This is a genomic window from Mycobacterium sp. (genome assembly GCF_052145595.1).
Classification (GTDB): domain Bacteria; phylum Actinomycetota; class Actinomycetes; order Mycobacteriales; family Mycobacteriaceae; genus Mycobacterium.
In genome coordinates this window covers 1-23091 of the sequence record NZ_JBKQOI010000091.1, presented here as the reverse complement: position 1 = coordinate 23091, position 23091 = coordinate 1, and the positions used below count along the sequence as shown (strand labels likewise).

Below are 23091 nucleotides of genomic sequence, written 5' to 3'. Positions count from 1 at the left end.
CGCCAATACCTGGCCATCTTCGACAAAGGCAAGGCCCTGGCGCTGTATCACACCAAGCGACTCGCCTCGCCCGCTCAGCGAATTGTGTTGTACGCCAAGGATCGTGGCTGTTCGGCCCCGGGATGCACCGTGCCCGGCTATTACTGCGAGGTTCATCACGTCACCGACTACGCCATATGCCGCAGCTCCGACGTCAACGAACTGACCTTCGGCTGCGGCGCCCAACACCGCATCGTCAAACCCGGGGGCTGGGCCACCCGCAAAAACGCGAACGGCGACACCGAATGGATTCCGCCGCCGCACCTGGAGCGCGGGCAACCGAGAATCAATACGTTCCATCACCCCGAGAAGCTCCTACACGAAGAGGGTGACGGTGACGACGCGGCGTAGCGCTCCTGCTTCCGTGATGAATTAACGTGAGTCCGATGAACGATCAGCGCACCTTGCTGCTGATGCGGCACGCGAAATCGGACTACCCGCCCGGGGTCGCCGACCATGACCGGCCGCTGGCGCCCCGCGGCATCAGGGAAGCCGGGCTGGCCGGCGACTGGCTTCGTGGCAACGTGCCCGCCATCGACGGCGTTTTGTGCTCCACCGCGACGCGTGCCAGGCAGACCTTGGCGAATACCGGTATCGATGCCCCGGTGCGGTACAGCGAGCGGCTGTACGGCGCCACCCCGGAAACGATGATCGACGAAATAAACGATACGGCCGACACCGTCGCCACCCTGCTCCTCGTCGGGCACGAGCCGACAATATCGGCCGCGGCGCTCGGCCTGGCGGGCGCCGACGGCACCGACGTCGCTGCAGTGGAACGCATTTCGGCCAAGTTCCCGACGTCGGGGATCGCGGTACTAGCCTTCCCCTGCGGCTGGGAAGGCCTGGAAGACGGCCGAGCCGCGCTGATCGACTTCCACGTTCCGCGCTAGTCCCGATTGCACGGCTTCTCCTCACGCCGCTACGAGTTGGTGGCCAGCGTCAGCTCCATCAGCTTTATGGCCTGCCCACAGGCATCGATGCCGGGCGCCTGAGGGTTGACCCACCAGCCGACCACTCCGCCCGCGTCGCTGGCCACTCCGCAGGCGCCGTTCGCGTCGTCCGGGTGCATCACGATCGAATCGATCCCCGCGATCGAACGGCTCTCGACCTTGTACTTCAGGAAGTCGGCGACCTTGCGCTCGTTGGCCAGGCTGCCCTGCTCGAACCAGAAGCGGGTGATGTCGATCAGGCCGGCCGGGTTGGCCGCCTGCCAGCGGCAGATCGCGCCGACGAACGTGCTTTGAATATCAAGCGGATCGGCGCCCACGGTCTTCGCCAGGATGTCGCTGGTCAGCACCTCACATTCCTTGAGCAGGTTCGGGTACTGCTGCTCGGAATTGTTGTTGCGCGAAGGGCCGCCCGCCTTGATGGCGGTGCCCCCGACCGACTTCGAACAACCGGTCAGCACCAACAGCGCGGCGATCACCACGGTTACGCCGGCCACCAAACCGGTAACGACGGTTCTTCTGCCCCGTGAACCGGGACGCATCGAGGCGATCATTTCGAGTTCGCAATCGACTGACGGGCCAGTTCCTTGGCTATGTCGCAGGGCGGCGGGAACGGCTTTTGGCTGAAGCTGATCGACCATTCGATGAAGTCGTCTTGAAACTGGATGCCTACCTCACACAGTGAGTCGCCCAGGTTGGGCTCGTTACCGACCGCGATGAAACCGCCGTGACCATCGATGTTGATGTCATCGACGCTGGCGCGCGACAGCTCCTCGGTCTTGCGCTCACGTCCGATCGGGCTGCCGCGGTACCAGGAAAAGGAGAAATGCGGGCCGAGGATCCCGCCGCCGGCCAGCCACTGGCAGCCCACGGAGTTCCGGGCGGTGTTGACCAGCCCCGTCACCTTGGTCAGGTCCGACACCGCCTGGTCGCTTACGCCACCGCATTGCGGAAACATCGGCCCGTGGTGGCCTTCCCCACTCCCCGGCGTCGACGATGCCGTCGCTCCCGGTTTGTTGTCGCCGGAATTGGAGCACCCCGCAACCGTCAGGACCGTCAATGCCGACGCCACAAGAGCCAGCGCTGTCAAGTTACGCCGCACCGGTACCCTGCCTTCGCCAAGCCTGCTGCTGGTCCACACGATGCACTGTAGCGGCAGCCCAGGGGCCAACCACCGACGCGCCACCTGAGCAGGCATTTCGGTTCCGTTGGGGGATGCGGCAAAGGCACGAAGCCGCGCGGCGGTGATGGCGGCCGAGGCGTCCGCCGTATGCGACAGTTACCAAATGCTCCTAGCACTGCTGCGCGAGTACATCCAGCCGTACCGCCGGCTGGTTGCGGTGCTGATGGCGCTCCAGCTGATCAGCACCCTGGCGTCGCTGTACCTGCCGACGGTTAACGCCGCGATCATCGACAACGGCGTCGCCAAGGGCGACACCGCCACCATCGTGCGGCTCGGCATGGTGATGCTTTCGGTCACCGGACTGCAGGTGTTGTGCTCGGTCGGGGCGATCTACTTCGGCTCGCGGACCGGGATGGGCTTCGGCCGCGACCTGCGTTGGGCAATGTTCGAACACGTCACCACCTTCTCCGAGCGCGAGACCGCCCGGTTCGGGGCGCCGACGCTGCTCACCCGCAGCACCAACGACGTCCGGCAGATTCAGTACCTGGTTCAGATGTCCGGCACCGTGCTGGTTACCGCGCCGATCATGTGCGCAGGCGGAATCGTGATGGCGATCCACCAGCAGGCCGCGTTGACCTGGCTGCTGCTGGTGAGCGTTCCGATCATGGGAGTGACCAATTACTGGGTCATGTCCCACATGCTGCCGCTCTTCCGCGGAATGCAGAGCCTGATCGACGGCATCAATCGGGTGATGCGCGACCAGCTGTCCGGTGTGCGGGTGGTCCGGGCGTTTGCGCGCGAACGCTTCGAGCGCGACCGGTTCGCTCGCGCGAACCTCGCGCTGTCGAATACCTCTCTGAACGCGGGCAATTGGCAAGCGCTGCTGCTGCCGGCGACCACGCTGACCATCAACGTGTCCAGCGTCGCGCTGATCTGGTTCGGTGGGTTGCGCATCGATCGGGGCCAAATGCAGGTCGGCTCGCTGACCGCCTTCCTGGCGTACTTCACCCAGATCCTGATGGCGGTGTTGATGGCGACCATGACACTGGTGGTGCTGCCGCGAGCGTCGGTGTGCGCCGAACGGATCACCGAGGTGCTCTCCACCGGTGCCGCGGTCGAGAACCCGCAGAACCCCAAGTTCCCGCGGGATGGGATCACCGGCGTGGTGCGTCTGGACGGCGCGACATTCACCTATCCGGGCGCCGACCGCCCAGTGCTGCAAGACATCTCGTTCACCGCGCTGCCCGGTACCACCACTGCGATCGTCGGCAGCACCGGTTCGGGCAAGTCGACGCTGGTGTCGCTGATCTGTCGGCTCTACGACGTGACCGGCGGCGCCGTTCTGGTCGACGATGTCGACGTCCGCGATTACCACACCGAACGGCTCTGGGCGGCGATCGGGCTGGTCCCCCAGCGCGGCTACCTCTTCTCGGGCACCGTCGCGGACAATCTGCGCTACGGCAAGGCGGACGCCTCCGACGAGGAGATGTGGGAAGCATTGCGGGTGGCCGACGCCGACGGATTTGTGCGGGCGCACGATGACGGGCTGCAGATGCGCGTCGCCCAGGGCGGAATCAACTTCTCGGGTGGGCAACGGCAACGGCTGGCGATCGCCCGGGCGGTCATCCACCGCCCGGCGATCTATTTGTTCGACGACGCGTTCGCCGCGCTCGACGTGCACACCGAGGCACGGGTGCGCGCGTCGCTGAAGCAGCGATCCGGCGGCGCCACAATTATCATTGTCACGCAACGAATTTCGACCGCATCCCAGGCCGACCGAATTATCGTCGTCGACGACGGGAAGCTGGTTGGTTCGGGCACGCATGAATCCCTGCTGGCCGACTGCACGACCTATGCGGAGTTCGCCGACTCGCAGTCGGTGGGCGCCGGAGTCGGCGGCACGCCATGACCACCGCGGTCAGCGGGCCGACCCGCGGCTTGGCTCCAGCGCCTTCCGCGCGGTCCCGCGACTTCTGGGGTTCGGCGGTACGCCTGGTCAAACGGCTTGCGCCGCAACGAGAGCTGAGCATCGCCGTCATCACGCTGGGCGTAATCGGCACGGCGATAGGCGTGATCGTTCCGCGGATCCTTGGCCATGCCACCGATCTGCTGTTCAACGGTGTCATCGGGCGAGGGCTCCCCGCCGGAATCACCAAGGCGCAGGCCGTCGCCGCGGCCCGGGCCCGCGGTGACAACGCGTTCGCCGACTTGCTGTCGGGGATGAACGTGGTGCCGGGCCGAGGAGTGGACTTCGGTGCGGTGGTAAGGACGCTGGTGCTGGCGTTGACTCTGTATATTGTTGCCTCGCTGTTGATTTGGGTGCAGGCCCGGCTGCTCAACGTCACCGTGCAGCGCACCATGGTCGCGCTGCGTTCCGACGTCGAGAACAAGATTCACCGGCTGCCGTTGTCTTACTTCGATGGGCGTCAACGCGGTGAGCTGCTGAGCCGGGTCACCAACGATATCGACAACGTCCAATCGTCGGTGTCGTTGACGATCAGCCAGTTGCTGACGTCGATCCTGACGGTGGTGGCGGTGCTGGCGATGATGGTGTCCATCTCGCCGCTGTTGGCCCTGATCACTTTGCTGACGGTGCCTCTGTCGCTGCTGGCGACGCGAGCGATCGCGCGACGGTCGCAGCGTCTGTTCGTGGCCCAGTGGACCAGCATCGGACGGCTCAACGCCCATATCGAGGAGACCTACAGCGGGTTCACGGTGGTCAAGACGTTCGGCCACCAGGCCGCGGCGCGCGAGCAGTTCCGCAACTTCAACGACGACGTCTACCACGCCAGTTTCGGAGCCCAGTTCCTCTCCGGCCTGGTGGCACCGGCGACGACGTTCATCGGCAACCTCGGCTACGTTGCGGTCGCCGTGGTGGGGGGCCTACAGGTGGCCACCGGGCAGATCACCCTCGGCAGCATCCAGGCGTTCATCCAATATGTCCGGCAGTTCAACGCGCCCCTGAGCCAGGTGGCCGGGATGTACAACACCCTGCAATCCGGGGTGGCCAGCGCCGAGCGGGTGTTCAACCTGCTCGACGAGCCCGAGGAGTCACCGGACCCCGAAAGTGCACTACCGCGGCCCAACGGCCAGGGCCCACGCACCGGCGGACGTGTCGAGTTCCAACACGTCAACTTCGCTTACCGGCCGGGGATTCCGGTAATCCAAGACCTGTCGCTGGTGGCCGAACCGGGCAGCACCGTCGCGATCGTCGGGCCGACCGGAGCGGGCAAGACCACGATGGTGAACCTGCTCATGCGGTTCTACGACGTCGACTCCGGCCGGATACTGATCGACGGGGTCGACATCAGCACGGTGAGCCGGCGGTCGCTGCGATCACGTATCGGCATGGTGCTGCAAGACACCTGGCTCTTCGACGGGACGATCGCCGAGAACATCGCCTACGGGCGGCCGGAGGCCGGTGAAGACGAGGTGGTAGAAGCCGCCAAGGCAGCGTACGTCGACCGTTTCGTGCACACGCTGCCAGCCGGCTACCAGACGCGGGTCAGCGGGGACGGCGCCAACATCAGCGCCGGTGAGAAGCAGCTCATCACCATCGCGCGCGCATTCCTCGCCCGCCCGCAGCTGTTGATCCTGGACGAAGCGACCAGCTCGGTCGACACCCGCACCGAGGCCCTCATCGCGCGCGCGACATCCGAGCTTCGACGCGATCGAACGAGTTTCATTATCGCGCACCGTCTTTCGACGATCCGCGACGCCGACCGCATTCTGGTGGTGGAGGCCGGCCGGATCGTCGAACAAGGGAATCACGCCGAACTGCTGGCCCGGCGGGGCGCCTACTACGCGATGACTCAGGCGTAGCCGGGGCGTTACTCAAAAGGCACCAAGAAGTTATCAAGAAGTTGTTGAGGATCCCTCAAGGGCCGGCCCGAAGCTGAGCACATCCAGGGCCAAACCCACAAGCAAAGGATCACAACAATGTTCTCACCCCGCATCACCACAATCGCCGCCACCGCGATCGGCGCCGCCGCCGTCGGGCTTGCCGCGGTCGCTGCCGCCGGCACTGCAGGGGCCGGCACCACCGACGAGACCTTCATCGCGCAGATGACGAGCCTGGGCATCAACTTCACCTCGCCTCAAGAGGCCGTCAAGGAAGGCCACCAGGTGTGCTCGGAACTGGCCGGCGGCAAGACCGGGACCGACGTCGCCAACGAGGTGCTGGGCCAGACGGACCTGACCACCAAGCAGGCGGCCTACTTCGTCGTCGATGCGACCACGGTCTACTGCCCACAACTCTCCGGCCAGCTCACCTAATCAACCCGCCGCCCGATGGGGGGATCCCCGTTAATCGGGATCCCCCCATCCGTCGCTGAAGCGCAGCGATTCTGAGAAGGCTTGCCAAGTAGTGTGATTCGGCTCCGGGCAGCGGAGCATCCCCCGCCAAGGCGTTGCAACGCCTGTGCCCGACAGGCGCGAGATCACTCCATGAATTCGTACCGAATCGGCCGAATTCGTATCACAATGACAAGCTATGACGCTTCATTGGCACGTGACGCCTCGGTAGCCCGATGGTGGACAAACGTCTCGAATTCGGTCTGCTCGGACCATTGGAGATGAGCGTTGACGGCGCACTGGTGCCATCGGGCACCCCCAAGCAGCGGGCGGTGCTGGCCAAGCTGCTGATGAACCGCAACAGCCCGGTTGGCGTCGATCGGCTTATCACGGCCGTGTGGGAGGACTCACCCCCGTCGGGAGCAAGGGCCAGCATTCACTCCTACGTGTCCAACTTGCGTAAGCTGCTCAGCGGCGTCGGGGTCGACCCACGAGCGGTCTTGGCGGCGGCGCCGCCGGGTTACCGGCTCAGTATCGCTGAAAACAGTTGTGACCTTGGGCGGTTCATAGCCGAGAAGACCGCGGGCGTGCACGCGGCCGCTTCCCGCCGGTTCGAAGAGGCCAGCCGGCACTTGTCGGCCGCATTGGCGCAATGGCGCGGAGAGGTGCTCGAAGACCTGCGTGTCTTTCAGTTCGTCGACGCCTTTGCCACTTCCCTTGCCGAGGAGAAAATTCTCGTCCACACCGCAAGGGCTGAGATTGAAATCGCTTGTGGACGTACCTTCTTCGTGATCACCGAACTCGAGGCTCTGACCTCTGAGCACCCCTACCGCGAGCAGCTGTGGGCTCAGTTGATCACGGCCTACTACCTCACCGACCGCCAATCCGACGCGTTGGCGGCCTACCGTCGCGTGAAAACAACGCTCGCCGAAGACCTTGGGGTCGACCCCGGCCAGACCCTGCGTGCGCTCAATGAGCGAATCCTGCGCCAGGAACCGCTGGACGTCAAACAATCGGCGCAAACCACCGCCGCAGGCACGGTCACGGCGCTGGATCAACACACCATGGTCTCTGGCCGGAAGGCGGTCGCGTATCTGCGCGAAGCCTCGGGGCGCAACTATCCGCTGGAAGCGTCGGCGACCAGGATTGGGCGACTTAGCGATAACGACATCGTCCTCGACGGCGCCAACGTGAGCCGCCACCACGCCGTCATCGTCGACACGGGCACCAGCTACATCATCAACGACCTGCGGTCGTCGAACGGCGTGCACGTGCAACACCAGCGGATCCGCGCGACCGCGACACTGCACGATGGCGACCAAATCCGCATCTGCGACCACGAATTTACGTTCCAGATCGCCGCGGGCGATAGGAACGAGGGCTAGGTGTGCCGGATGGGGCTTATTGTCATGGTTGCTGAGTGAGGGGGTTGGTTTGGAGGGTCAGGGATGAGTGACGCGCAGGCCTCGCGGGTGGGCTCGATGTTTGGGCCCTATCACCTGAAACGGTTGTTGGGCCGCGGTGGGATGGGCGAGGTCTATGAGGCCGAGCACACCGTCAAAGAGTGGACGGTGGCGGTCAAGTTGATGTCGGACACCTTCAGCAAGGACCCGTTGTTTCGCGAGCGGATGAAACGCGAAGCCCGCATCGCCGGGCGTTTGCAGGAACCCCATGTGGTGCCCATCCACGACTACGGCGAAATCGATGGGCAGATGTTCATGGAGATGCGCCTGATCGAGGGCACCGACCTGGACACCTTGCTCAAACGGTTCGGGCCGCTGACCCCACCGCGTGCGGTGGCCATCATCACCCAGATCGCCTCGGCCCTAGATGCCGCCCACGCCGCCGGGGTGATGCACCGCGACGTCAAACCCCCCAACATCTTGGTCACCCGCGACGACTTCGCCTATCTGGTGGACTTCGGCATCGCCAGTGCGACCACCGACGAGAAACTGACCCAACTGGGCACCGCGGTGGGCACCTGGAAATACATGGCGCCGGAACGGTTTTCCAACGACGAGGTCACCTACCGCGCCGACATCTACGCCCTGGCCTGCGTGCTGCACGAGGCCTTGACCGGGTCGCCGCCCTACCGCGCCGACAGCGCCGCCACCCTGGTCAGCGCGCACTTGATGGACCCCATCCCCCAACCCAGCACCGCACGCCCGGGCATCCCCAAAGCCTTCGACGCCGTCATCGCGCGCGGCATGGCCAAAAAACCCCAAGACCGCTACGCCAGCGCCGGTGATCTGGCCCTGGCCGCCCACGAAGCCCTGTCCGACCCCGACCAAGACCACGCCGCCAACATCGTGCGCCGCAGCCAAGAAGCCACCCTGCCCAGCACCGAACCCAGCCCCCCCACCCAGACCGACACCGCCCTGGCAACACCCCCTCCGGCCTACGCCGGACAAGCCCCGCCCCACTACCCACCCGCCAACCCCAACTGGGCCAGCCCGCCACCACCCACTCCACCCCAACACTTCGCCGCCCCCACCCCCTGGCACCAACCCCCACCCAAACCCACCCGCAACCCCTGGCCCCTCATCGCCGGAATCGCCGCACTGGTGGTCGTCGTCGTTGGCGCCGTGGGCATCTGGTTTGTCGTGCGACCCAAACCGGCGCCGCCGCCTCCCGATCCGATAGCGACCGATCGTCTCAGCGGACTCCTGCTGGGCTCGTCGGATATCAACTCGATCATGGGCTCCTCGACCATGGAGCCCGGCAAGCCCATTACGTCGATGGACGACTCCTCGGTGACGCTGTCATTGCCGGACTGCCAGGGAGCCCTCTATACCAGCCAAGATCCGGTGTACGCGGGCACCGGCTACACGGGAGTGAGCGGGCTGGTGTCCTCCGAGCCGGGGGACAATTACGACCATTGGGTCAACCAAGCCGTGGTGGCATTCCCGTCCGCCGACAAAGCCAAGGCGTTCATGCAGAGGTCGGCCGACAAGTGGAAAACCTGCGCCGGCAAGACGGTGACCATTACGAACAAGAGCAGGACACATAGGTGGACGCTGGCGCAACTCAACGGCGGTCCGCCGAAGATTGGGGTGCTGGAAACCCAGGAGGGCGGCGACGGCTGGGAGTGCGAGCGCGCGATGGGTTTGGCCAACAATGTGATCGTCGACGTCAACGCCTGCGGATACCACATCAGCAATCAAGGTGACGAGATCATCGACAGGATCGTCGGCAAAATCAACGACGAGTAGTCGCGCGCCGCCACGAACAACCAATGCCTAAGCGGCACTGCGGCTTACGACTGAAGGTCGGGGCCCTGTGCGCGCAGATCGTCGACCGCCGACATGGCGCTGCGCAGCTTGGCCAGCCATTCCTCGCTGTGCTCACCGACCAGCTTCACCGACCACGCGAGCGCGTCGGCCCGGGACCGGGCGACACCGGCGTCGACCAACGTATCGAGCACCTGGCGTTCGGGTTGCTTCAAGCGCGTCATCACGGGTACCGCGATGTGAGTGAACAGGATTCGCTCCGCGCCGGCACCGGAGCCGACTTCCACGCCCCAGGAAACCTTGCGGCCGTAGCGATCCTGCGCTTCATCGGCGATGCGCATTCGCTCCGAGCGGGTTTCTTCGCGGAATCGCGAGACTCGGCCCTCCGCGCGGGCCCGGCTCTCTTCTTCTCCGGAGCTCTCCGGTTCGGCCAGTTTCCCGATGACCGTGATCTCCTCGCGGTCGACGATGACCGTGGGATCGCCGTCGAACCAGTCTTCGGGGAGGCGTCCGGCGAACCATTCCGCGGCGCCGCTTGCGTCGGGCTGCTCGGCTTGCTGCCAGCCCCCGGGTCGCCCGTACCGCCGCCCGTGTGTGTGGTGTGATTTCATGATTACATAATTACACCATTACAGCTGTAATGGAACCCGCGTTCACCGGCAGCGAACGTCAGGCGGGGCCGACAGCCCGGGCGAAGATCGCTTGACGGGGAAAACCCGTTGATATGAGCTGTTCGGCGTTGTATTTTTGGTAGCGAAGCAGGCCCGGAAGCGACCATTCAAAGCGCCGGAAGACGGGGTAAGAGCCGGCCGCGTAAGACATAAGGTCAGACGCCCCCCCCGAGTCGCCCGGGCCTGCCTATGTCTGTTCCCCGCCGCGGTGGATCCGGAAAAGCTTGACCTCGTTTTTGATGCCCTTGAGCCGGCGTGAACCGGCGAAGGAAGCATCGAATTCGCCGGTAACACCGACGGCCTCCCAGACCGAATCCGCGACCAGCACGGTGCCCGGGCGGGCCACTCCCGTGACCCGGCTTGCCACGTTGACCGGACTGCCGAACCAGTCGCCGGCCCGGCTCACCGCCATGCCGGAGGCCACTCCCGCGCGCACCCGCGGAAAGTCGTTATCGCCGTCGACGGCGTCGACAAGCTTGAGGACCACGTCCAGCAGCGGCACCGAATCGGGACAGACGAACATCACCGCGTCGCCGATCGTCTTGATGAACCGCACCGGCGGGACGGCCACGTCGCGGGCGAGGTGACCCAGCCGGCCGGCCAGGTGCCCCAGCTCTTCGGCCGACACCACCTCGCCGATCCGGGTGAAGCCGACGAGGTCGGCGAAGGCAACCGTGACCTGGCGCGCGCCCGGAAGCGGCTTGCCCGCGGCCCGCTCCGCGGCATTGACCGCTTCGGTCTCCATCATGTGGCGCAGCTGCATGAACAGCATGTCCTCGATCATCGGGCCGAGTATCGGCGCGATCTGGCTCACCAACGCCTTTGACGCCTTCGCGATTTCCAGCTCGGTGGCTCCCGGGCGCATGATCGTCGAAAGCGCCGTGTAACGCATGACTTCGGCCGCGCGTGACAGACCTTCGGCGAGCACCCGGACCACGAGCACCACTTGATCGGGGTCCATGCCCAGTTCGACGAACCGCTGCGCGTAGGCGGCGGCTTCGCCGTCGGCGCGCATGTGGACGACGGCATCTGGGTCGTCCACGCGAGCCAGACCGAGGGCTCGCTGCACTCGTTGCAGCATGATCAGGTCGACGCCGTGGGTCTCGCTGATCCCTCGGGCGGACACGTAGGTGCCGTCGTCACCGATGAGGCGGCGGGTGGCCAGCAGCAGTGGCGGGTTGGTCGTCCGGATCTCGTCGGCGGTGATGCCCTGCTCGAGCAGCCACTTCACGAGTTCGGCCCGCTCGGCGCGGGCGGCGCCGTCGAGTCCGTCCAGCAGATCGTCGATGTCGCGACCGACCCCGTCGTGACCGTGGTCCTCCACGACGCCAACGTACAACGCCGGCGCGCGATGATGTGAAGCGATGAGCGCGCCGTTTCTGCGGGGATTCCCACCGGTCGTCGACGATCGCACCAGGGTGCTGATCCTGGGCTCGTTTCCCAGTGCGCAGTCGCTGGCGGCCGGCCAGTACTACGCCAATCCACGAAATGCGTTCTGGCCAATCACCGGTGAGCTGTTGGGGTTCGACGGATCCGCGTCATATGCGAAGCGGCTGACCGCGCTGCAATCCCACGGTGTCGCCCTCTGGGATGTGCTGCGCGAGTGCCGCCGCGCGGGCAGCGCGGACTCGGCAATCGACCCGAAAGGCTTGGTGGTCAACGACTTTGCCGAGCTGTTCGCCAACTACCCCACCATCTCGCGGGTGTACTTCAACGGCGCCAAGGCGGCCGAGCTGTACCGCAGGCTGGCCGATACGGCCGAGCGGGTGGTCTACCGGCGGCTGCCGTCGACCAGCCCGGCTCACGTCATGCGGCCGGGCGAAAAGCTCGCGGCCTGGCGGGTGATCGCGGCGTCGATCGCGAGCATGAAACCGGCGGTCGCCGGTGGGCCCGCGACACTGACACCACGCACACGACACGCCGCCGACCCTGACCCTGGTGCAAGTTTCGAGGAGTAGATCCCGTTCATGAAACCGGCGGTCGCCGGTGGGCCCACGGTCTTGCGGCTTCGATCTGCGCGGACAGTGACAGCAGCGTCGCTTCGTCGTACGGCCGGCCGACGAGCTGCACCGCGATCGGGAGGCCGTCACCGTCGAAGTCCCACGGCACGGCCGCGGCGGGCTGTCCGGTCAGATTCCAGACCGGGAAATACGGGACCCGCTGCCCCACCAGCAGCAGCGTCGACACCGCGCCCCGGTGCTGGTAGGCGCCGATGCGGGACGGCCCGGCGGCGTTGCCCGGCGTCACGACGACGTCGACGTCGTCGAAGATCGACTGAATCCGGGAGCTCACCCGCGCCTCGGCCGCACCCACGGCTTCCATCCTCCGGTCCGAGAAGAACGATCCAAGGCGCGCCAGGTTGCGGGTGCGCGTTTCGAGGCGTTCCGGGTGGGCCTGCGCGTCCGCGTCATCGCTGATCCCGCGCAAGTAGCGGGGCAGGTAGTTCGCGTAGACCGAGGCGGGATACTCCGGGTCACGCGTGACGACCTCGTGGCCCAAATCGCGAAGCAACGCACCGGCCTGGTCGACCGCCGCCAGCTGTTGCTTACCAACCCTCACCGGCAGCGGGATTGGGACCTTGGTGCTCAAGGCAATTCGCAGCTTGCCGGGATGGCGCGCCGCCGCGGCGACGAACTCGCCCTCGGGCCCCGGCACCGCCGACGTCGCGTCCAGGAACAGCGCGGCGTCCAGCACCGACCGGGCTATCGGACCATTGACGCTCAGTCCGTACCACGCGTTGTCGTGCGGCTCCAACGCGACTCGATCACGTTGCGGTTTCAGGCCGAACACGCCACACCAGCTCGACGGGATGCGAATCGACCCGCCGCCGTCGGATCCCAGTGCCAGCGGCGCCAGCCCGGCGGCCACCGCGGCGGCGCTACCGCCGCTGCTGCCGCCCGGTGTCCGTCTGGGGTTCCACGGGTTGCGGGTGGCTCCGAACGTCAACGACTCGGTGTAGGGCATCATCATCAGCTCGGGCACGTTGGTTTTGCCGATGATGACCGCGCCGGCGGCGCGCAGCCGGCGGACCACCTCCGCGTCGGAGGTCGCGGCCGGGGGGTGTCCCCCGCTGCCGTAGGTCGTCACCTCGCCGGCGACGTCCACATCGTCTTTGATCGCGACCGGCACACCGAGCAGCGGCAGCCGCTCGCCGGCATCAAGGCGGTCCTGTGCCGCGGCGGCCTCGTAACGCGCGCCGTCGGACAGCACCACGCGATAGCAGCGCAGCTGGTTGTCCAGGCGCGCAATCCGTTCCAGGTAGACCTCGAGCAGCTCCGGTGCGGTCAGTTCACCGTCGGCCAGCATCCGTGCCTGTTCGGCCGCGCCGGCGAAGGCCACGTCGCGAGCATCCACTGCGGCAGCGTATCCCGGTGGCCGGGCAGGCCAGTACCGTGGGCGACATGTCCTGCGTGTTCTGTGCGATCGTCGCCGGGGCAGCCCCGGCCATCCGGATCTGCGAAGAGGACGACTACCTGGCGATCCTCGACATCCGGCCGTTCACCCGCGGCCACACGCTGGTGCTGCCCAAACGCCACACCGTCGACCTCACCGATACCCCGGCGGAGACGCTGGCCGACATGGTCACCATCGGCCAACGCATCGCCCGGGCCGCTCGTGCGACGGAATTGGCCGACGCGACCAACATTGCGATCAACGACGGCCGCGCCGCTTTCCAGACGGTGTTCCACATCCACCTGCACGTGCTGCCGCGGCGTAACGGCGACAAGCTCTCGGTCGCCAGGGGGATGCTGCTGCGCCGCGACCCGGACCGGGAAACCACCGGGCGGATCCTGCGGGAGGCCGTGGCCCGGATGGACGCGAATCAGCCAGACTGAACCCATGAGCAATCTGACTCCGCTAGAACAATTCGTGCTCGTGCCGTTCCTGAGGGTCCACGACACGATCTACCGCAAGACCGACGGCAGGATCGGTCACCAGATACCGGGAATGCCACCCAGTCTGCTCTTGCACACGACCGGCGCGAAAACCGGTCGGCAGCGCACCACGACGCTGACCTACGCGAAGGACGGCGACTCGTACCTGATCGTCGCCTCCAAAGGCGGCGACGAGCACCATCCCGGCTGGTACCACAACCTGCGCAAGCAGCCCGACTGCGAAATCAACGTCGGCTCCCGCCGCTTCCCGGTGACCGCGCGCAAGGTTGGGCCCGATGACTCCGACTACGCGAGGCAGTGGGAACTCGTCAACAAGAACAACGGCAACCGCTACACCAGCTACCAGAGCCGGACCGCACGGCCCATCCCCATTTTCGTATTGACGCCGCGTTGAATAGCGCCAGGTAGTAGACCCTGACAGCCGCGCAACGCATTATTCTCCTGTAGCACGGGGTGAAGTTCTCAAATATTCACCGCAAATCGCGGGATCGGGTGGAGCGGCTATGACGCGCTGGACGGGAAATCCGTGGCGGCGGTTCGGGCTGCCCGCGCGCTTAGGTTGGCTCGTCGTCGGGGGGTATGGCGTCGCGGCGGTGCTGGTCGCAGCCTCGTCGGTTTTCCAGTGGCGGGGCGTCTACGAAACTCGGCCGGTCGACGAGGTCGTGTTGGTACTGTGTCTGGTGTTCGCGGCAGCATGCGCCGGCCATGCGGCTCGGTTCGCGGTCGGCCGCCGCAGAATCGGGTGGTTGGCGCTGATGACGGCCCTGTTGGGCTGGGCGGCGGGCGAGGTCATCTGGGCGGTCTATGACGTGCGCCCGGAATCCGAACACGCCACTCACCCGGCCGCGGCCGAGGCCGTGTTCCTCTTATATCCAATCGGCGTCATGGTGGCTCTGACGCTGTTGTCCCATCTATCCCGCCGCAGTCCACGGCGACTGGTACTGGACGGTCTCATCGTGGCGACTTCGTTGTTCGTCATCTCGTGGGTGTTCGTCCTGGACAAACAGCTACGAGAGGACAGTGGCTCGCGGCTGGTGACACTCACGGAGCTTTTCGCCGATATCGTCCTGGTGACGACGGCGATGATCATGTTGACGCGGCTCCGACCCGGCGATCTGCCCAGCCGCAGCCTGCTCGCCGGTGGAATCACGACAATCGGCGTTGCCGACATTGCGATGGTGTTCCAGACCGGGGTGGGCAGTTATCACGCCAGCGATCTGGCCGACCTGGGCCGGGTGGCCGGGTTGGGAATGCTGGCGCTGGCCGGCCTGGCCAGCGTCGACGAGACCCCCACGACGACGCCGCGCAATGAGATCTTGTCCCGGGCCCTGCTGTGGTTGCCCTACCTGCCGCTGCTGCTGGTCGCCGCGGTCGGGTTGCGCTACGCGGTAGGCCTGATGGGGCACGGACCGATGCTCGCCGCGCTGGGAATCCTCGTCGCCGCGGTACTGGCCCGACAGTTCATCGTGCTGGTCGAAAACCAGGACTTGCTGTCCGACGTCACGCGGGAAGCGTTTCGTGACAGCCTGACCCGTCTGCCCAATCGGGCCCACTTCCTCCATCGATCGGAACAAGCCGTCGCCCGTCGACATCACGACAAAGCACCGATAGCGGTGTTGTGCCTCGACCTCGACAACTTCAAATCGGTCAACGACGCATTGGGTCATCCGGCCGGAGACGAGCTGCTTGTCCGGGTCGCCGAACGGCTCACCGCTTCCGTGGGTGAAAGGGGCAGTGTCGCACGCCTTGGTGGTGACGAATTCGCCGTGCTCATGCAGGCTCCCGTAGCAGAATCGCAAGCGGTGGCGGATCGAATTCTCGAGGCATTCAGCGCCGCGATCGTGATCGACGGCGTTCCCATCGAGGCTCGGCCGAGCATCGGCTTGACGGTGGCCACCCCGGCGTCGCACTGCACCGTCGACCAGCTCCTCCGGCAAGCCGACTTGGCCATGTATGCCGCCAAACGCGAAGGCGGCCAATGCATCCGCAGCTTCGTACCCGATCTGCCCTTTCCCTATACATTCCCGCAGTCCGCCGATTCGGCGGTATCGGGTTTACCGGAAGGGGTGGACCGGGCGCCCGCCTCTCGCGACCAGGCCGCCCCGGATAGGCGCCGCCGGGCGAGCGCCTTTGGTAGTGAGACGACGCCGCCACGGGCGCTCGAGCCGATCGCCGACGTCGCGATGTCAACACGAGACCAAGCACGCGATGCACCCAATGGCATTCGGTGGCCACCGACGGCGATCCGGATTGCCATGGCGGCGTTGGCGATTGGCGTGACCACATTCACCGTGACGAGCGTGCTGAGCCCGAATGCCAGTCACAGCGTACTCTTCGCCAAAATCTTGTACACGGCGTTGAACCTGGTGGCGGCGGCGCTGATTGCCGTTCGCGCATGCCGGGTCACGGCCGATCGTTTGGCCTGGACCCTGATCGCGGCCGGCATGGCGTGCTCGGCGATGGGTGACGTCGCCTACGCCCTCTGGGTGCCCGACGGTCAGTCCCCGTCGGTGGCGGATCCCGAGTACCTGGCGTTTTATCCGTTTGTCTACGCCGGGATCCTGCTGCTCATGCGGACACGTCTGAAGCAGGTGCCGATTCCGATCCGGCTCGATTCCCTGGTGTGCGGCTTGGCCTTCGCCGCGGTGGGCGCGGCGCTGAGGGCGGGGCCCATGCACTGGGCCGCGATCCGCGCGCCGGCAACCGTGCTGGTGGGCCTGATCTATCCGTGGGGCGATCTGGTCCTGTTGGCTCTGGCCGCCGGCATGCTGCCAATCCTTGGATGGCGCAACGAATTCCGTTGGGTTCTCCTCGTTGCAGGGTTTATCGGTTTTGCGGTCGCAGACACGGCGTACCTCTTCCAGACCGCCGAACGCTCATACCGGGTTGGCACCACGCTCGATGCCCTCTGGCCCGCTTCGTCGCTACTGGTGGCGATGGCCAGCTGGGCGCGCTGGTCGTTGTTGACACCCTTGCCAAGGCGCGGCCTCGGCAACTACACCGTGCCGGTGGCGTGCACCGTCGTGGCGCTCGGAGTCGCCGTCCTGAGCCATCACTCGCGCCTGGCGGTGACCTTGGCCGCGTTGAGCCTGATCGCGGTCGCCGCGCGGTTTTCGGTGGCCTTCCGGGACGTCAGCATGCTGGCCGAACGGCATAAGCACGCCATGACGGACGAGTTGACCGGGCTGCCTAACCGGCGTTCACTGGCGACGTCGCTGACCGTGTTGTCCGGGTCCGCGCCGGGCGATCCCTCGTCGGCGACCGGAACGCCATCACGTCGAGCCTTTCTGCTGCTGAATCTCTGTGATTTTCAAGAGATCAACGACTCGATCGGTCGCCGCTTCGGCGATGAGCTGTTGTGCCACATCGCCGATCGGCTCGCGAAAAGCGTTCGTCGTGACGACCTGCTCGCGCGCGTGAGCGATGACGAATTCGCGATCCTGCTGGCCGAAGGATCCGACCTCATCGCCGCACGCGCCAAGGCCGATCGCTTGCTCGAAACCTTGAGCGAGCCGTTCGCGCTGGATCCGATCACCCTGCAAGTCGATGCCCGCATCGCCATCGCGATATGTCCCGACCACTGTGATCATCCGCAGGAGCTGCTGAATCGCGCCGAAACGGCGCTCCCGTACGCCAAATCGGCCAACAGCAAGGTCGCGATCTACGATCCGGCGTTTGAGATGTATCGCGGCAACGACCCCAACCTGATCGAGGAACTGCGCGCCGCGTTGCTCGACGGCGACGAGCTGACGGTCTATTACCAGCCCAAGATCAACGCACGCGACGGCAGCGTCCACAGCGTCGAGGCGCTGTTGCGCTGGCAGCATCCCACCCGCGGGTTGCTGCTACCGGAGGAATTCCTGCCCGCCGCCGAACGCGCCGGGCTGATGCGCAAGGTGGCGAACCTTACGGTCAGCCTCGCCCTCAAGCAGATCCGGTCGTGGCGCGACCAGGGCATCCCGCTGACCGTCGCGGTGAACCTCTCGACGGCAAATCTGCTTGACCTCGACCTGATCGGCACCATCGAGCAGCTGCTTCGAACGAATGGCTTGCCCCCCGACGCTCTCATCATCGAGATCACCGAAAGCGCCCTCGTCGACTCGGCGCGGTCGCGTAATACCGTCGCCGCGCTGCAACGTCTGGGCGTTCGCATCTCGCTCGACGACTACGGCACCGGATGGTCGTCGCTGGCACGCCTGCAGGATGTCTCGGTCGACGAGTTGAAGCTCGACAGGGTATTCGTGACACGACTGGCACAAGACCCGCGATCGGTTGCCATCGTGCGGTCCACGGTGGCGCTGGCGCAGAGCCTCGGCGCCGACCTCGTCGCCGAGGGAGTCGAAGACGAGATCACCTTGAACGCGCTGCGGCGCTACGGCTGCACCATCACCCAGGGCTTCGTGCACAGTCCGCCGTTGCCACCGGATGAGCTGATGCGCTGGATCGCCGGCCATGCGCCCACTCCCAGCTCGAGTCGGTCGGAGCAGGCGGGCGTGGCCGACTGATCGGCTAGAACAACTCCTTGGCCAGCAGCTCGCACGTCGCCACCCGCGCCGGTGCGGTGGCGGGGTCGGTGCCGCGGTGGGCCGACGCGACCGGGTTCACCATCACCTCGTCGACGTCGAACCGCGCGGCGAGTGCCCGCAGCTGCCCGGCGGCCTCCGCGGGCGTGCCGAGGACCGCGCGGCGCAGCCCGCTCTCCACGATGCTTCGCTGCTCTTCGGTCAGCTCGGCGTCTTCGGCTTCCTCAACCAGCGGCACCGGCCCGAGCGACTGCCCGGTCCGTAGCCGCGCCATCATCTGCAGGTTCGGCAACATCAATGCGGTCGCCTCCTCGCGTGTTTCCGCCACCGCGGCGTTCACCGTCAAAAACGTGACCGGCTCGGCGGCCAGTGCGCCGGGCTTGAATCGCGAGCGGTAGAGTTCGAGCGCTTCTTCGGTTCCCTTGCCGGAAAAGTGATGGGCGAAGACGTACGGCAGCCCTTTGACCGCAGCCAAATGCGCCGAGTACATCGACGAACCCAGCAGCCACAGCCGCGGTTCGCCCGCAGCGGCCGGGGTGGCCTTGAGGATGTAGTCCCCGGAGCGCAGCGGCACCCGCACGCCGCGCGCGCTCATCAGCGCCGCCACGTCGTCGAGGTATTCCGGGAAGTTCTCGATGTCGCGCTCGTCACGGGTTCCGCGCAGGGCGTACGACGTCACCGGGTCGGAGCCGGGCGCGCGGCCGATGCCAAGGTCGATCCGGCCCGGGGCGGCCGCTTCCAGCAGTGCGAACTGCTCGGCCACCGCCAGCGGCGCGTGGTTGGGCAGCATCACACCGCCCGACCCCAGTCGCAGCTGCGAGGTCTGCGCGGCCAAATAGGCGATCAGGACCGGCGGGCTGGTGGCGCCCACGGACGGCATGTTGTGGTGTTCGGCGACCCAGTAGCGAGTGAAACCCAGCCGGTCCGCGGTCTGCGCCAGCTGCACGGTGGCCGCCAGCGCATCCCCGGTCGTCTGGTCCGTGCGCACCGGGACGAGATCAAGGACGGAAAGACGCACGATGGCGTCAACGCCTGGTGCCGCGCGAACGTTCCCGCTCGCTCGGCGACGAACGTGACCGCAGCGTCACGCTCGGCGCTCGATCAGGAGACGTCAGCAGATGTCAGTAGTCCTTGGGGGTGATTGATTCCACGATGCGGTCGAACACCTCCTGGGGTATCGGCGCACCGCCCGGGATGTTGTCGATGACCAGCCATTGGTTGCGCTTGACGTAGTCATGGAACTCTTTGCGGTAATTGGCGAAGCCGAGTTCGTAGTCATTACCGGCCGCTGCGAGTTCGCCGGCCAGGACGTAGGCACCCAGCAGCGCGACGCTGGTCCCCTGCCCCGACAACGGCGAGCAGCAGTACCCGGCGTCGCCGACCAGCGCCACCCGGCCCTTTGACCAGCGATCCATCTTGATTTGCGACATCTCGTCGAAGTAGAAGTCCGGTGCCGTGCGCATGTATTGCATTAGCTGGGGGCGCACCCAGCCGTCGTCGGCCATCCGGCGTTCCAGCTCGGCGAACTGGGCCTCGGTGTCGCTGTTGTCGATCCGCAGGTCGGCTTCCATGAAGCCCACCATGGCCCGGGCCTCGGTGTTGTTGCGCGCGCTGTAAACGCCGACCATGGTCTCGTCCCCGTAGTGCCAGGTCTGCCAGTAGTCCAGCTCCAGGAAGTTGGGCACGGTGAAAATCGCCGCAAAGGTGCCAAGCCTCTCGATGAATTGCGCCTCCGGGCCGAAGACCAGCCGGCGCACGTTGGAGTGCAATCCGTCGGCGCCGATCACCAGGTCGAAGCTGCGCGCGCCGGCGCGCTCGAATGTCACGCCGACCTCGCTGCTGTCGTCCTGCAGCGCGACGATGCTGTCGTCGAAGAGGTATTCGACCTTCAGTTGAGTTGCCTCGTGAAGCAATTCGACGAGGTCGTCGCGCAGCAGCTCGATGTCGGGTCTGTGGTGGCGACCGCCGGTGGGCGTCGATTCGGTGTCCCGGGACAGCTCGTTGCCGTCGCGGTCGACGACCGACGCACCCCGGATTCGCGTCCGCTTATGATCGGCGGCGGCCCGCAGCATCATGCGTTCGAGAACCGTCAGCGCGGGACCCCGCACGTCGACCGCCTGACCGCCCGGCCGCAGTCCCGGATAGTGCTCCACAACAGTGACCGAATAACCATGCCGTTCAAGCCAATACGCCACCGTGGTGCCGGCCACGCTGGCGCCGGAAACCAGAACCCTAGACATGAAAAGTCACTTGATCCCTGCCAGCTTCCTCGCGTTGGTGAAGATGTCGTCGAGCATTACGGGAGTCAACCTACCGGTGAACATATTTTGCTGGCTCGGGTGGTAGCAGCCGAGCAATCGCACCGATCCCAGCTCCGCGACGGCGCCGTGGCCGAACCGCGGCTTGCGCACCCCGGACGCGCCCGGCAGTCGCAGCGCGATCTGCCAGGCGAACCCGCCCAGGGCGACGATAGCGCGGACGTGATCGGACACCAGCCGCCATTCGGCGTCCAGCCAGGGCCAGCAGGTGTCGCGCTCGGCCGTGGTCGGGGCGTTGGCCGGGGGCGCGCAGCGCACCGGCGCTACGATCCGAATCTGGTTGGCGCGCAATCCGTCCGCGGCGTCCACGCTGGTCGGTGAATTCACCAGGCCGGCCCGGTACAGCGCCGCGTACAGCTGGTCGCCAGAGCGGTCACCGGTGAACATCCGCCCTGTCCGGTTGGCACCATGCGCGGCGGGCGCCAACCCGACGATCAGCAGCCGGGGCCGCTCCGATCCCCAGCCCGGCACCGGCCGCCCCCAATACGGCTGGTCGGCGAACGCCCGGCGTTTGACTTTCGCCACGTCCTCGCGCCAGCTGACCAGCCGCGGGCAGGCCCGGCAGACGCTGACCAGCGCGTCGAGTTCGGGTATCGACCCGGCCTGGGCCGCCAGCGCGGCGACCTTTGCGGGATCGGCTGCCACCGGTGTCAGCGGGGTGGCCGGATCGCCCGGCCATCCGGTACCGGGACCAACCGGAGAATTGAACGACTGGCCGGTATTCGGATGGACGAGCACATGAACATCCTGCATTCAGCCGGTGGTGACCATGAAATGCCCCCATATTCAGTGGCTCGGGCTGTCGGTTTGGGGTTAGATTCTCCCCGCGATGTCCACGAGACATACGGCCCGCGGCCCGGCTTTTCTGATCCTGTTCGCCACGCTGATGGCGACATCCGGTACCGGCATCTCGATAGTCGCTTTTCCGTGGCTGGCGTTGCAGCACGACGACAGGGCGCGGGACGCGTCTATCGTGGCCGCCGCCATGACGCTGCCACTGGTGCTCTCCACGCTGGTCGCCGGAACCGCGGTCGACTTTTTCGGCCGTCGCCGGGTGTCGCTGGTCTCCGATTCGCTGTCCTGCACGGCGGTGGCCGCCGTCCCGCTGACCGCCTGGTTCTTCGGTGCGGACGCGATCAACGTCGCCGAGTTGGCCGTGCTGGCCTTCTGCGCCGCCGCTTTCGACCCGGCCGGGACAACGGCGCGCCAGTCGATGCTGCCCGAGTCCGCCGCCCGCGCGGGCTGGTCGCTGGACCGCATCAACAGCGGCTACGAGGCGGTTCTGAACCTGGGCTTTATGGTGGGCCCGGGCATCGGCGGTCTGATGATCGCCACGGTCGGCGGCATCAACACGATGTGGATCACGGCGGGTTGCTTCGGATTGTCCCTGTCCGCGATCGGGGCGCTGCGGCTCGAGGGCGCCGGCAAGCCACACCACGCGGCCCGACCGGACGGGTTGATGTCCGGCATCGCCGAAGGACTGCGATTCGTCTGGAACCTGCGGGTGTTACGCACACTCGGGTTGATCGACCTGGCCGTCACCGCGCTGTACCTGCCGATGGAAAGCGTGCTGTTCCCCAAATACTTCACCGACCGACACCAACCCGCGCAGTTGGGTTGGGCGCTGATGGCGCTCGCGGTCGGCGGCGTGGTCGGCGCGCTCGGCTATGCGGTGCTGTCGAAATACACGCGGCGGCGTACGGCCGTGCTGACGGCGACCCTGACCTTCGGCGCGGCGACGGCCGGCATCGCGTTTTTGCCGCCGTTGCCGGTGATCCTGGTGCTGTGCGGGGTGACCGGCCTGGTCTACGGGCCGATCCAGCCGATTTACAACTACGTGATGCAGACCCGGGCTCCGCATCACCTGCGCGGTCGAGTGGTTGGGGTGATGACCGGACTGACCTACGCCGCGGGCCCGTTGGGGTTGCTGGTGGCCGGTCCGCTGACCGACGCCGCCGGGCTGAAGGTCACGTTCCTGGCGTTGGCGCTGCCGATCCTGTTGATCGGCCTGATCGCTGCGAGGCTGCCGTCGCTGCGCGAACTCGACCGCG

At 66.3% G+C, this 23091-nt stretch carries 19 protein-coding genes and 1 pseudogene; 12 read left to right on the top strand and 8 right to left on the bottom strand.

The genetic code is table 11. The annotated features are described in order from the left end of the window. Together ACLP4W_RS07685 and ACLP4W_RS07680 are read left to right on the top strand one after the other, a co-directional pair. Window positions 1-390 (top strand): DUF222 domain-containing protein (locus ACLP4W_RS07685; RefSeq protein WP_442385544.1); only part of this gene is annotated, 390 nt, incomplete at its 5' end. A 35-nt stretch (window positions 391-425) separates the two neighbouring features. Then, the gene (locus ACLP4W_RS07680; RefSeq protein WP_442385543.1) at window positions 426-929 is read left to right on the top strand and encodes a SixA phosphatase family protein; all 504 of its coding nucleotides are present in this window, start codon (window positions 426-428) and stop codon (window positions 927-929) included. Window positions 930-958: 29 nt separating this feature from the next. Here the strand turns inward: ACLP4W_RS07680 and ACLP4W_RS07675 are convergent, their stop codons facing one another. Next, window positions 959-1540: a DUF3558 domain-containing protein gene (locus ACLP4W_RS07675; protein WP_442385542.1), complete on the bottom strand. Its 582-nt coding sequence runs from the start codon at window positions 1538-1540 to the stop codon at window positions 959-961. Then, window positions 1537-2088 (bottom strand): DUF3558 domain-containing protein, encoded by a 552-nt coding sequence (locus ACLP4W_RS07670; RefSeq protein ID WP_442385546.1) that lies wholly within the window; start codon window positions 2086-2088, stop codon window positions 1537-1539. The genes ACLP4W_RS07675 and ACLP4W_RS07670 overlap by 4 nt, the downstream gene beginning before the upstream one ends. A gap of 184 nt (window positions 2089-2272) precedes the next feature. Between ACLP4W_RS07670 and ACLP4W_RS07665 the strand changes: the two genes are divergently transcribed. The 5 genes from ACLP4W_RS07665 to ACLP4W_RS07645 all read left to right on the top strand — a co-directional run bounded on the left by ACLP4W_RS07665 (window position 2273) and on the right by ACLP4W_RS07645 (window position 9614). Further along, window positions 2273-4018, top strand: a complete 1746-nt coding sequence (locus tag ACLP4W_RS07665) for an ABC transporter ATP-binding protein (protein ID WP_442385541.1) — start codon at window positions 2273-2275, stop codon at window positions 4016-4018. After that, on the top strand, window positions 4015-5931 hold the full coding sequence (locus ACLP4W_RS07660) for an ABC transporter ATP-binding protein (protein WP_442385540.1): 1917 nt from the start codon (window positions 4015-4017) through the stop codon (window positions 5929-5931). The genes ACLP4W_RS07665 and ACLP4W_RS07660 overlap by 4 nt, the downstream gene beginning before the upstream one ends. A 117-nt stretch (window positions 5932-6048) precedes the next feature. After that, window positions 6049-6384, top strand: coding sequence for a DUF732 domain-containing protein (locus tag ACLP4W_RS07655; protein WP_442385539.1), 336 nt, complete (start codon window positions 6049-6051; stop codon window positions 6382-6384). A 254-nt stretch (window positions 6385-6638) separates the two neighbouring features. Beyond that, window positions 6639-7787 carry a BTAD domain-containing putative transcriptional regulator gene (locus ACLP4W_RS07650; protein ID WP_442385538.1) on the top strand — a complete coding sequence of 383 codons (1149 nt, stop codon included), beginning with the start codon at window positions 6639-6641 and terminating at the stop codon, window positions 7785-7787. A 63-nt stretch (window positions 7788-7850) separates the two neighbouring features. Further along, window positions 7851-9614 carry a sensor domain-containing protein gene (locus tag ACLP4W_RS07645; RefSeq protein ID WP_442385537.1) on the top strand — a complete coding sequence of 588 codons (1764 nt, stop codon included), beginning with the start codon at window positions 7851-7853 and terminating at the stop codon, window positions 9612-9614. 44 nt (window positions 9615-9658) lie between these two features. Here ACLP4W_RS07645 and ACLP4W_RS07640 read toward each other — a convergent pair whose 3' ends face one another. Both ACLP4W_RS07640 and ACLP4W_RS07635 read right to left on the bottom strand, forming a co-directional pair. Then, complete coding sequence (locus tag ACLP4W_RS07640; protein ID WP_442385536.1) at window positions 9659-10243, bottom strand: hypothetical protein; 585 nt, start codon at window positions 10241-10243, stop codon at window positions 9659-9661. A 247-nt stretch (window positions 10244-10490) separates the two neighbouring features. Continuing rightward, window positions 10491-11627: an adenylate/guanylate cyclase domain-containing protein gene (locus ACLP4W_RS07635; RefSeq protein ID WP_442385535.1), complete on the bottom strand. Its 1137-nt coding sequence runs from the start codon at window positions 11625-11627 to the stop codon at window positions 10491-10493. A gap of 40 nt (window positions 11628-11667) precedes the next feature. On the opposite strand from ACLP4W_RS07635, the pseudogene ACLP4W_RS07630 reads away from it, so the two are divergent. Next, window positions 11668-12159 (top strand): annotated as a pseudogene (locus tag ACLP4W_RS07630) (DNA-deoxyinosine glycosylase); the annotation flags it as partial. Window positions 12160-12268: 109 nt separating this feature from the next. On the opposite strand, the gene ACLP4W_RS07625 reads toward ACLP4W_RS07630, so the two are convergent. Continuing rightward, window positions 12269-13657, bottom strand: coding sequence for an amidase (locus tag ACLP4W_RS07625; protein WP_442385534.1), 1389 nt, complete (start codon window positions 13655-13657; stop codon window positions 12269-12271). Window positions 13658-13704: 47 nt separating this feature from the next. Between ACLP4W_RS07625 and ACLP4W_RS07620 the strand changes: the two genes are divergently transcribed. From ACLP4W_RS07620 to ACLP4W_RS07610, 3 genes are all read left to right on the top strand, one after another. After that, the gene (locus ACLP4W_RS07620; protein WP_442385545.1) at window positions 13705-14139 is read left to right on the top strand and encodes an HIT family protein; all 435 of its coding nucleotides are present in this window, start codon (window positions 13705-13707) and stop codon (window positions 14137-14139) included. A 4-nt stretch (window positions 14140-14143) separates the two neighbouring features. Then, window positions 14144-14593, top strand: coding sequence for a nitroreductase family deazaflavin-dependent oxidoreductase (locus ACLP4W_RS07615; RefSeq protein ID WP_442385533.1), 450 nt, complete (start codon window positions 14144-14146; stop codon window positions 14591-14593). A 109-nt stretch (window positions 14594-14702) separates the two neighbouring features. Beyond that, entirely contained in the window at window positions 14703-18704 is a 4002-nt protein-coding gene (locus ACLP4W_RS07610) for a diguanylate cyclase domain-containing protein (RefSeq protein ID WP_442385532.1), read from the top strand. Window positions 18705-18708: 4 nt separating this feature from the next. Here the strand turns inward: ACLP4W_RS07610 and ACLP4W_RS07605 are convergent, their stop codons facing one another. The 3 genes from ACLP4W_RS07605 to ACLP4W_RS07595 all read right to left on the bottom strand — a co-directional run bounded on the left by ACLP4W_RS07605 (window position 18709) and on the right by ACLP4W_RS07595 (window position 21793). Further along, complete coding sequence (locus tag ACLP4W_RS07605) at window positions 18709-19740, bottom strand: LLM class flavin-dependent oxidoreductase (protein ID WP_442385531.1); 1032 nt, start codon at window positions 19738-19740, stop codon at window positions 18709-18711. 103 nt (window positions 19741-19843) lie between these two features. Beyond that, window positions 19844-20962, bottom strand: a complete 1119-nt coding sequence (locus ACLP4W_RS07600) for an FAD-binding protein (protein WP_442385530.1) — start codon at window positions 20960-20962, stop codon at window positions 19844-19846. A gap of 6 nt (window positions 20963-20968) precedes the next feature. Then, the gene (locus ACLP4W_RS07595) at window positions 20969-21793 is read right to left on the bottom strand and encodes a uracil-DNA glycosylase (RefSeq protein WP_442385529.1); all 825 of its coding nucleotides are present in this window, start codon (window positions 21791-21793) and stop codon (window positions 20969-20971) included. Window positions 21794-21869: 76 nt separating this feature from the next. Between ACLP4W_RS07595 and ACLP4W_RS07590 the strand changes: the two genes are divergently transcribed. After that, a partial coding sequence (locus ACLP4W_RS07590; protein WP_442385528.1) for an MFS transporter occupies window positions 21870-23091 on the top strand: 1222 nt, incomplete at its 3' end.

Excerpts from the sequence above, each read along its gene's own strand:
- ACLP4W_RS07650 (WP_442385538.1), top strand. The coding sequence starts at position 6,639 with ATGGTGGACAAACGTCTCGAATTCGGTCTGCTCGGACCATTGGAGATG.
- ACLP4W_RS07595 (WP_442385529.1), bottom strand. The coding sequence starts at position 21,793 with ATGCAGGATGTTCATGTGCTCGTCCATCCGAATACCGGCCAGTCGTTC.
- ACLP4W_RS07655 (WP_442385539.1), top strand. The coding sequence starts at position 6,049 with ATGTTCTCACCCCGCATCACCACAATCGCCGCCACCGCGATCGGCGCC.
- ACLP4W_RS07615 (WP_442385533.1), top strand. The coding sequence starts at position 14,144 with ATGAGCAATCTGACTCCGCTAGAACAATTCGTGCTCGTGCCGTTCCTG.
- ACLP4W_RS07620 (WP_442385545.1), top strand. The coding sequence starts at position 13,705 with ATGTCCTGCGTGTTCTGTGCGATCGTCGCCGGGGCAGCCCCGGCCATC.
- ACLP4W_RS07680 (WP_442385543.1), top strand. The coding sequence starts at position 426 with ATGAACGATCAGCGCACCTTGCTGCTGATGCGGCACGCGAAATCGGAC.
- ACLP4W_RS07660 (WP_442385540.1), top strand. The coding sequence starts at position 4,015 with ATGACCACCGCGGTCAGCGGGCCGACCCGCGGCTTGGCTCCAGCGCCT.
- ACLP4W_RS07640 (WP_442385536.1), bottom strand. The coding sequence starts at position 10,243 with ATGAAATCACACCACACACACGGGCGGCGGTACGGGCGACCCGGGGGC.
- ACLP4W_RS07600 (WP_442385530.1), bottom strand. The coding sequence starts at position 20,962 with ATGTCTAGGGTTCTGGTTTCCGGCGCCAGCGTGGCCGGCACCACGGTG.
- ACLP4W_RS07665 (WP_442385541.1), top strand. The coding sequence starts at position 2,273 with ATGCTCCTAGCACTGCTGCGCGAGTACATCCAGCCGTACCGCCGGCTG.
- ACLP4W_RS07675 (WP_442385542.1), bottom strand. The coding sequence starts at position 1,540 with ATGATCGCCTCGATGCGTCCCGGTTCACGGGGCAGAAGAACCGTCGTT.
- ACLP4W_RS07610 (WP_442385532.1), top strand. The coding sequence starts at position 14,703 with ATGACGCGCTGGACGGGAAATCCGTGGCGGCGGTTCGGGCTGCCCGCG.
- ACLP4W_RS07645 (WP_442385537.1), top strand. The coding sequence starts at position 7,851 with ATGAGTGACGCGCAGGCCTCGCGGGTGGGCTCGATGTTTGGGCCCTAT.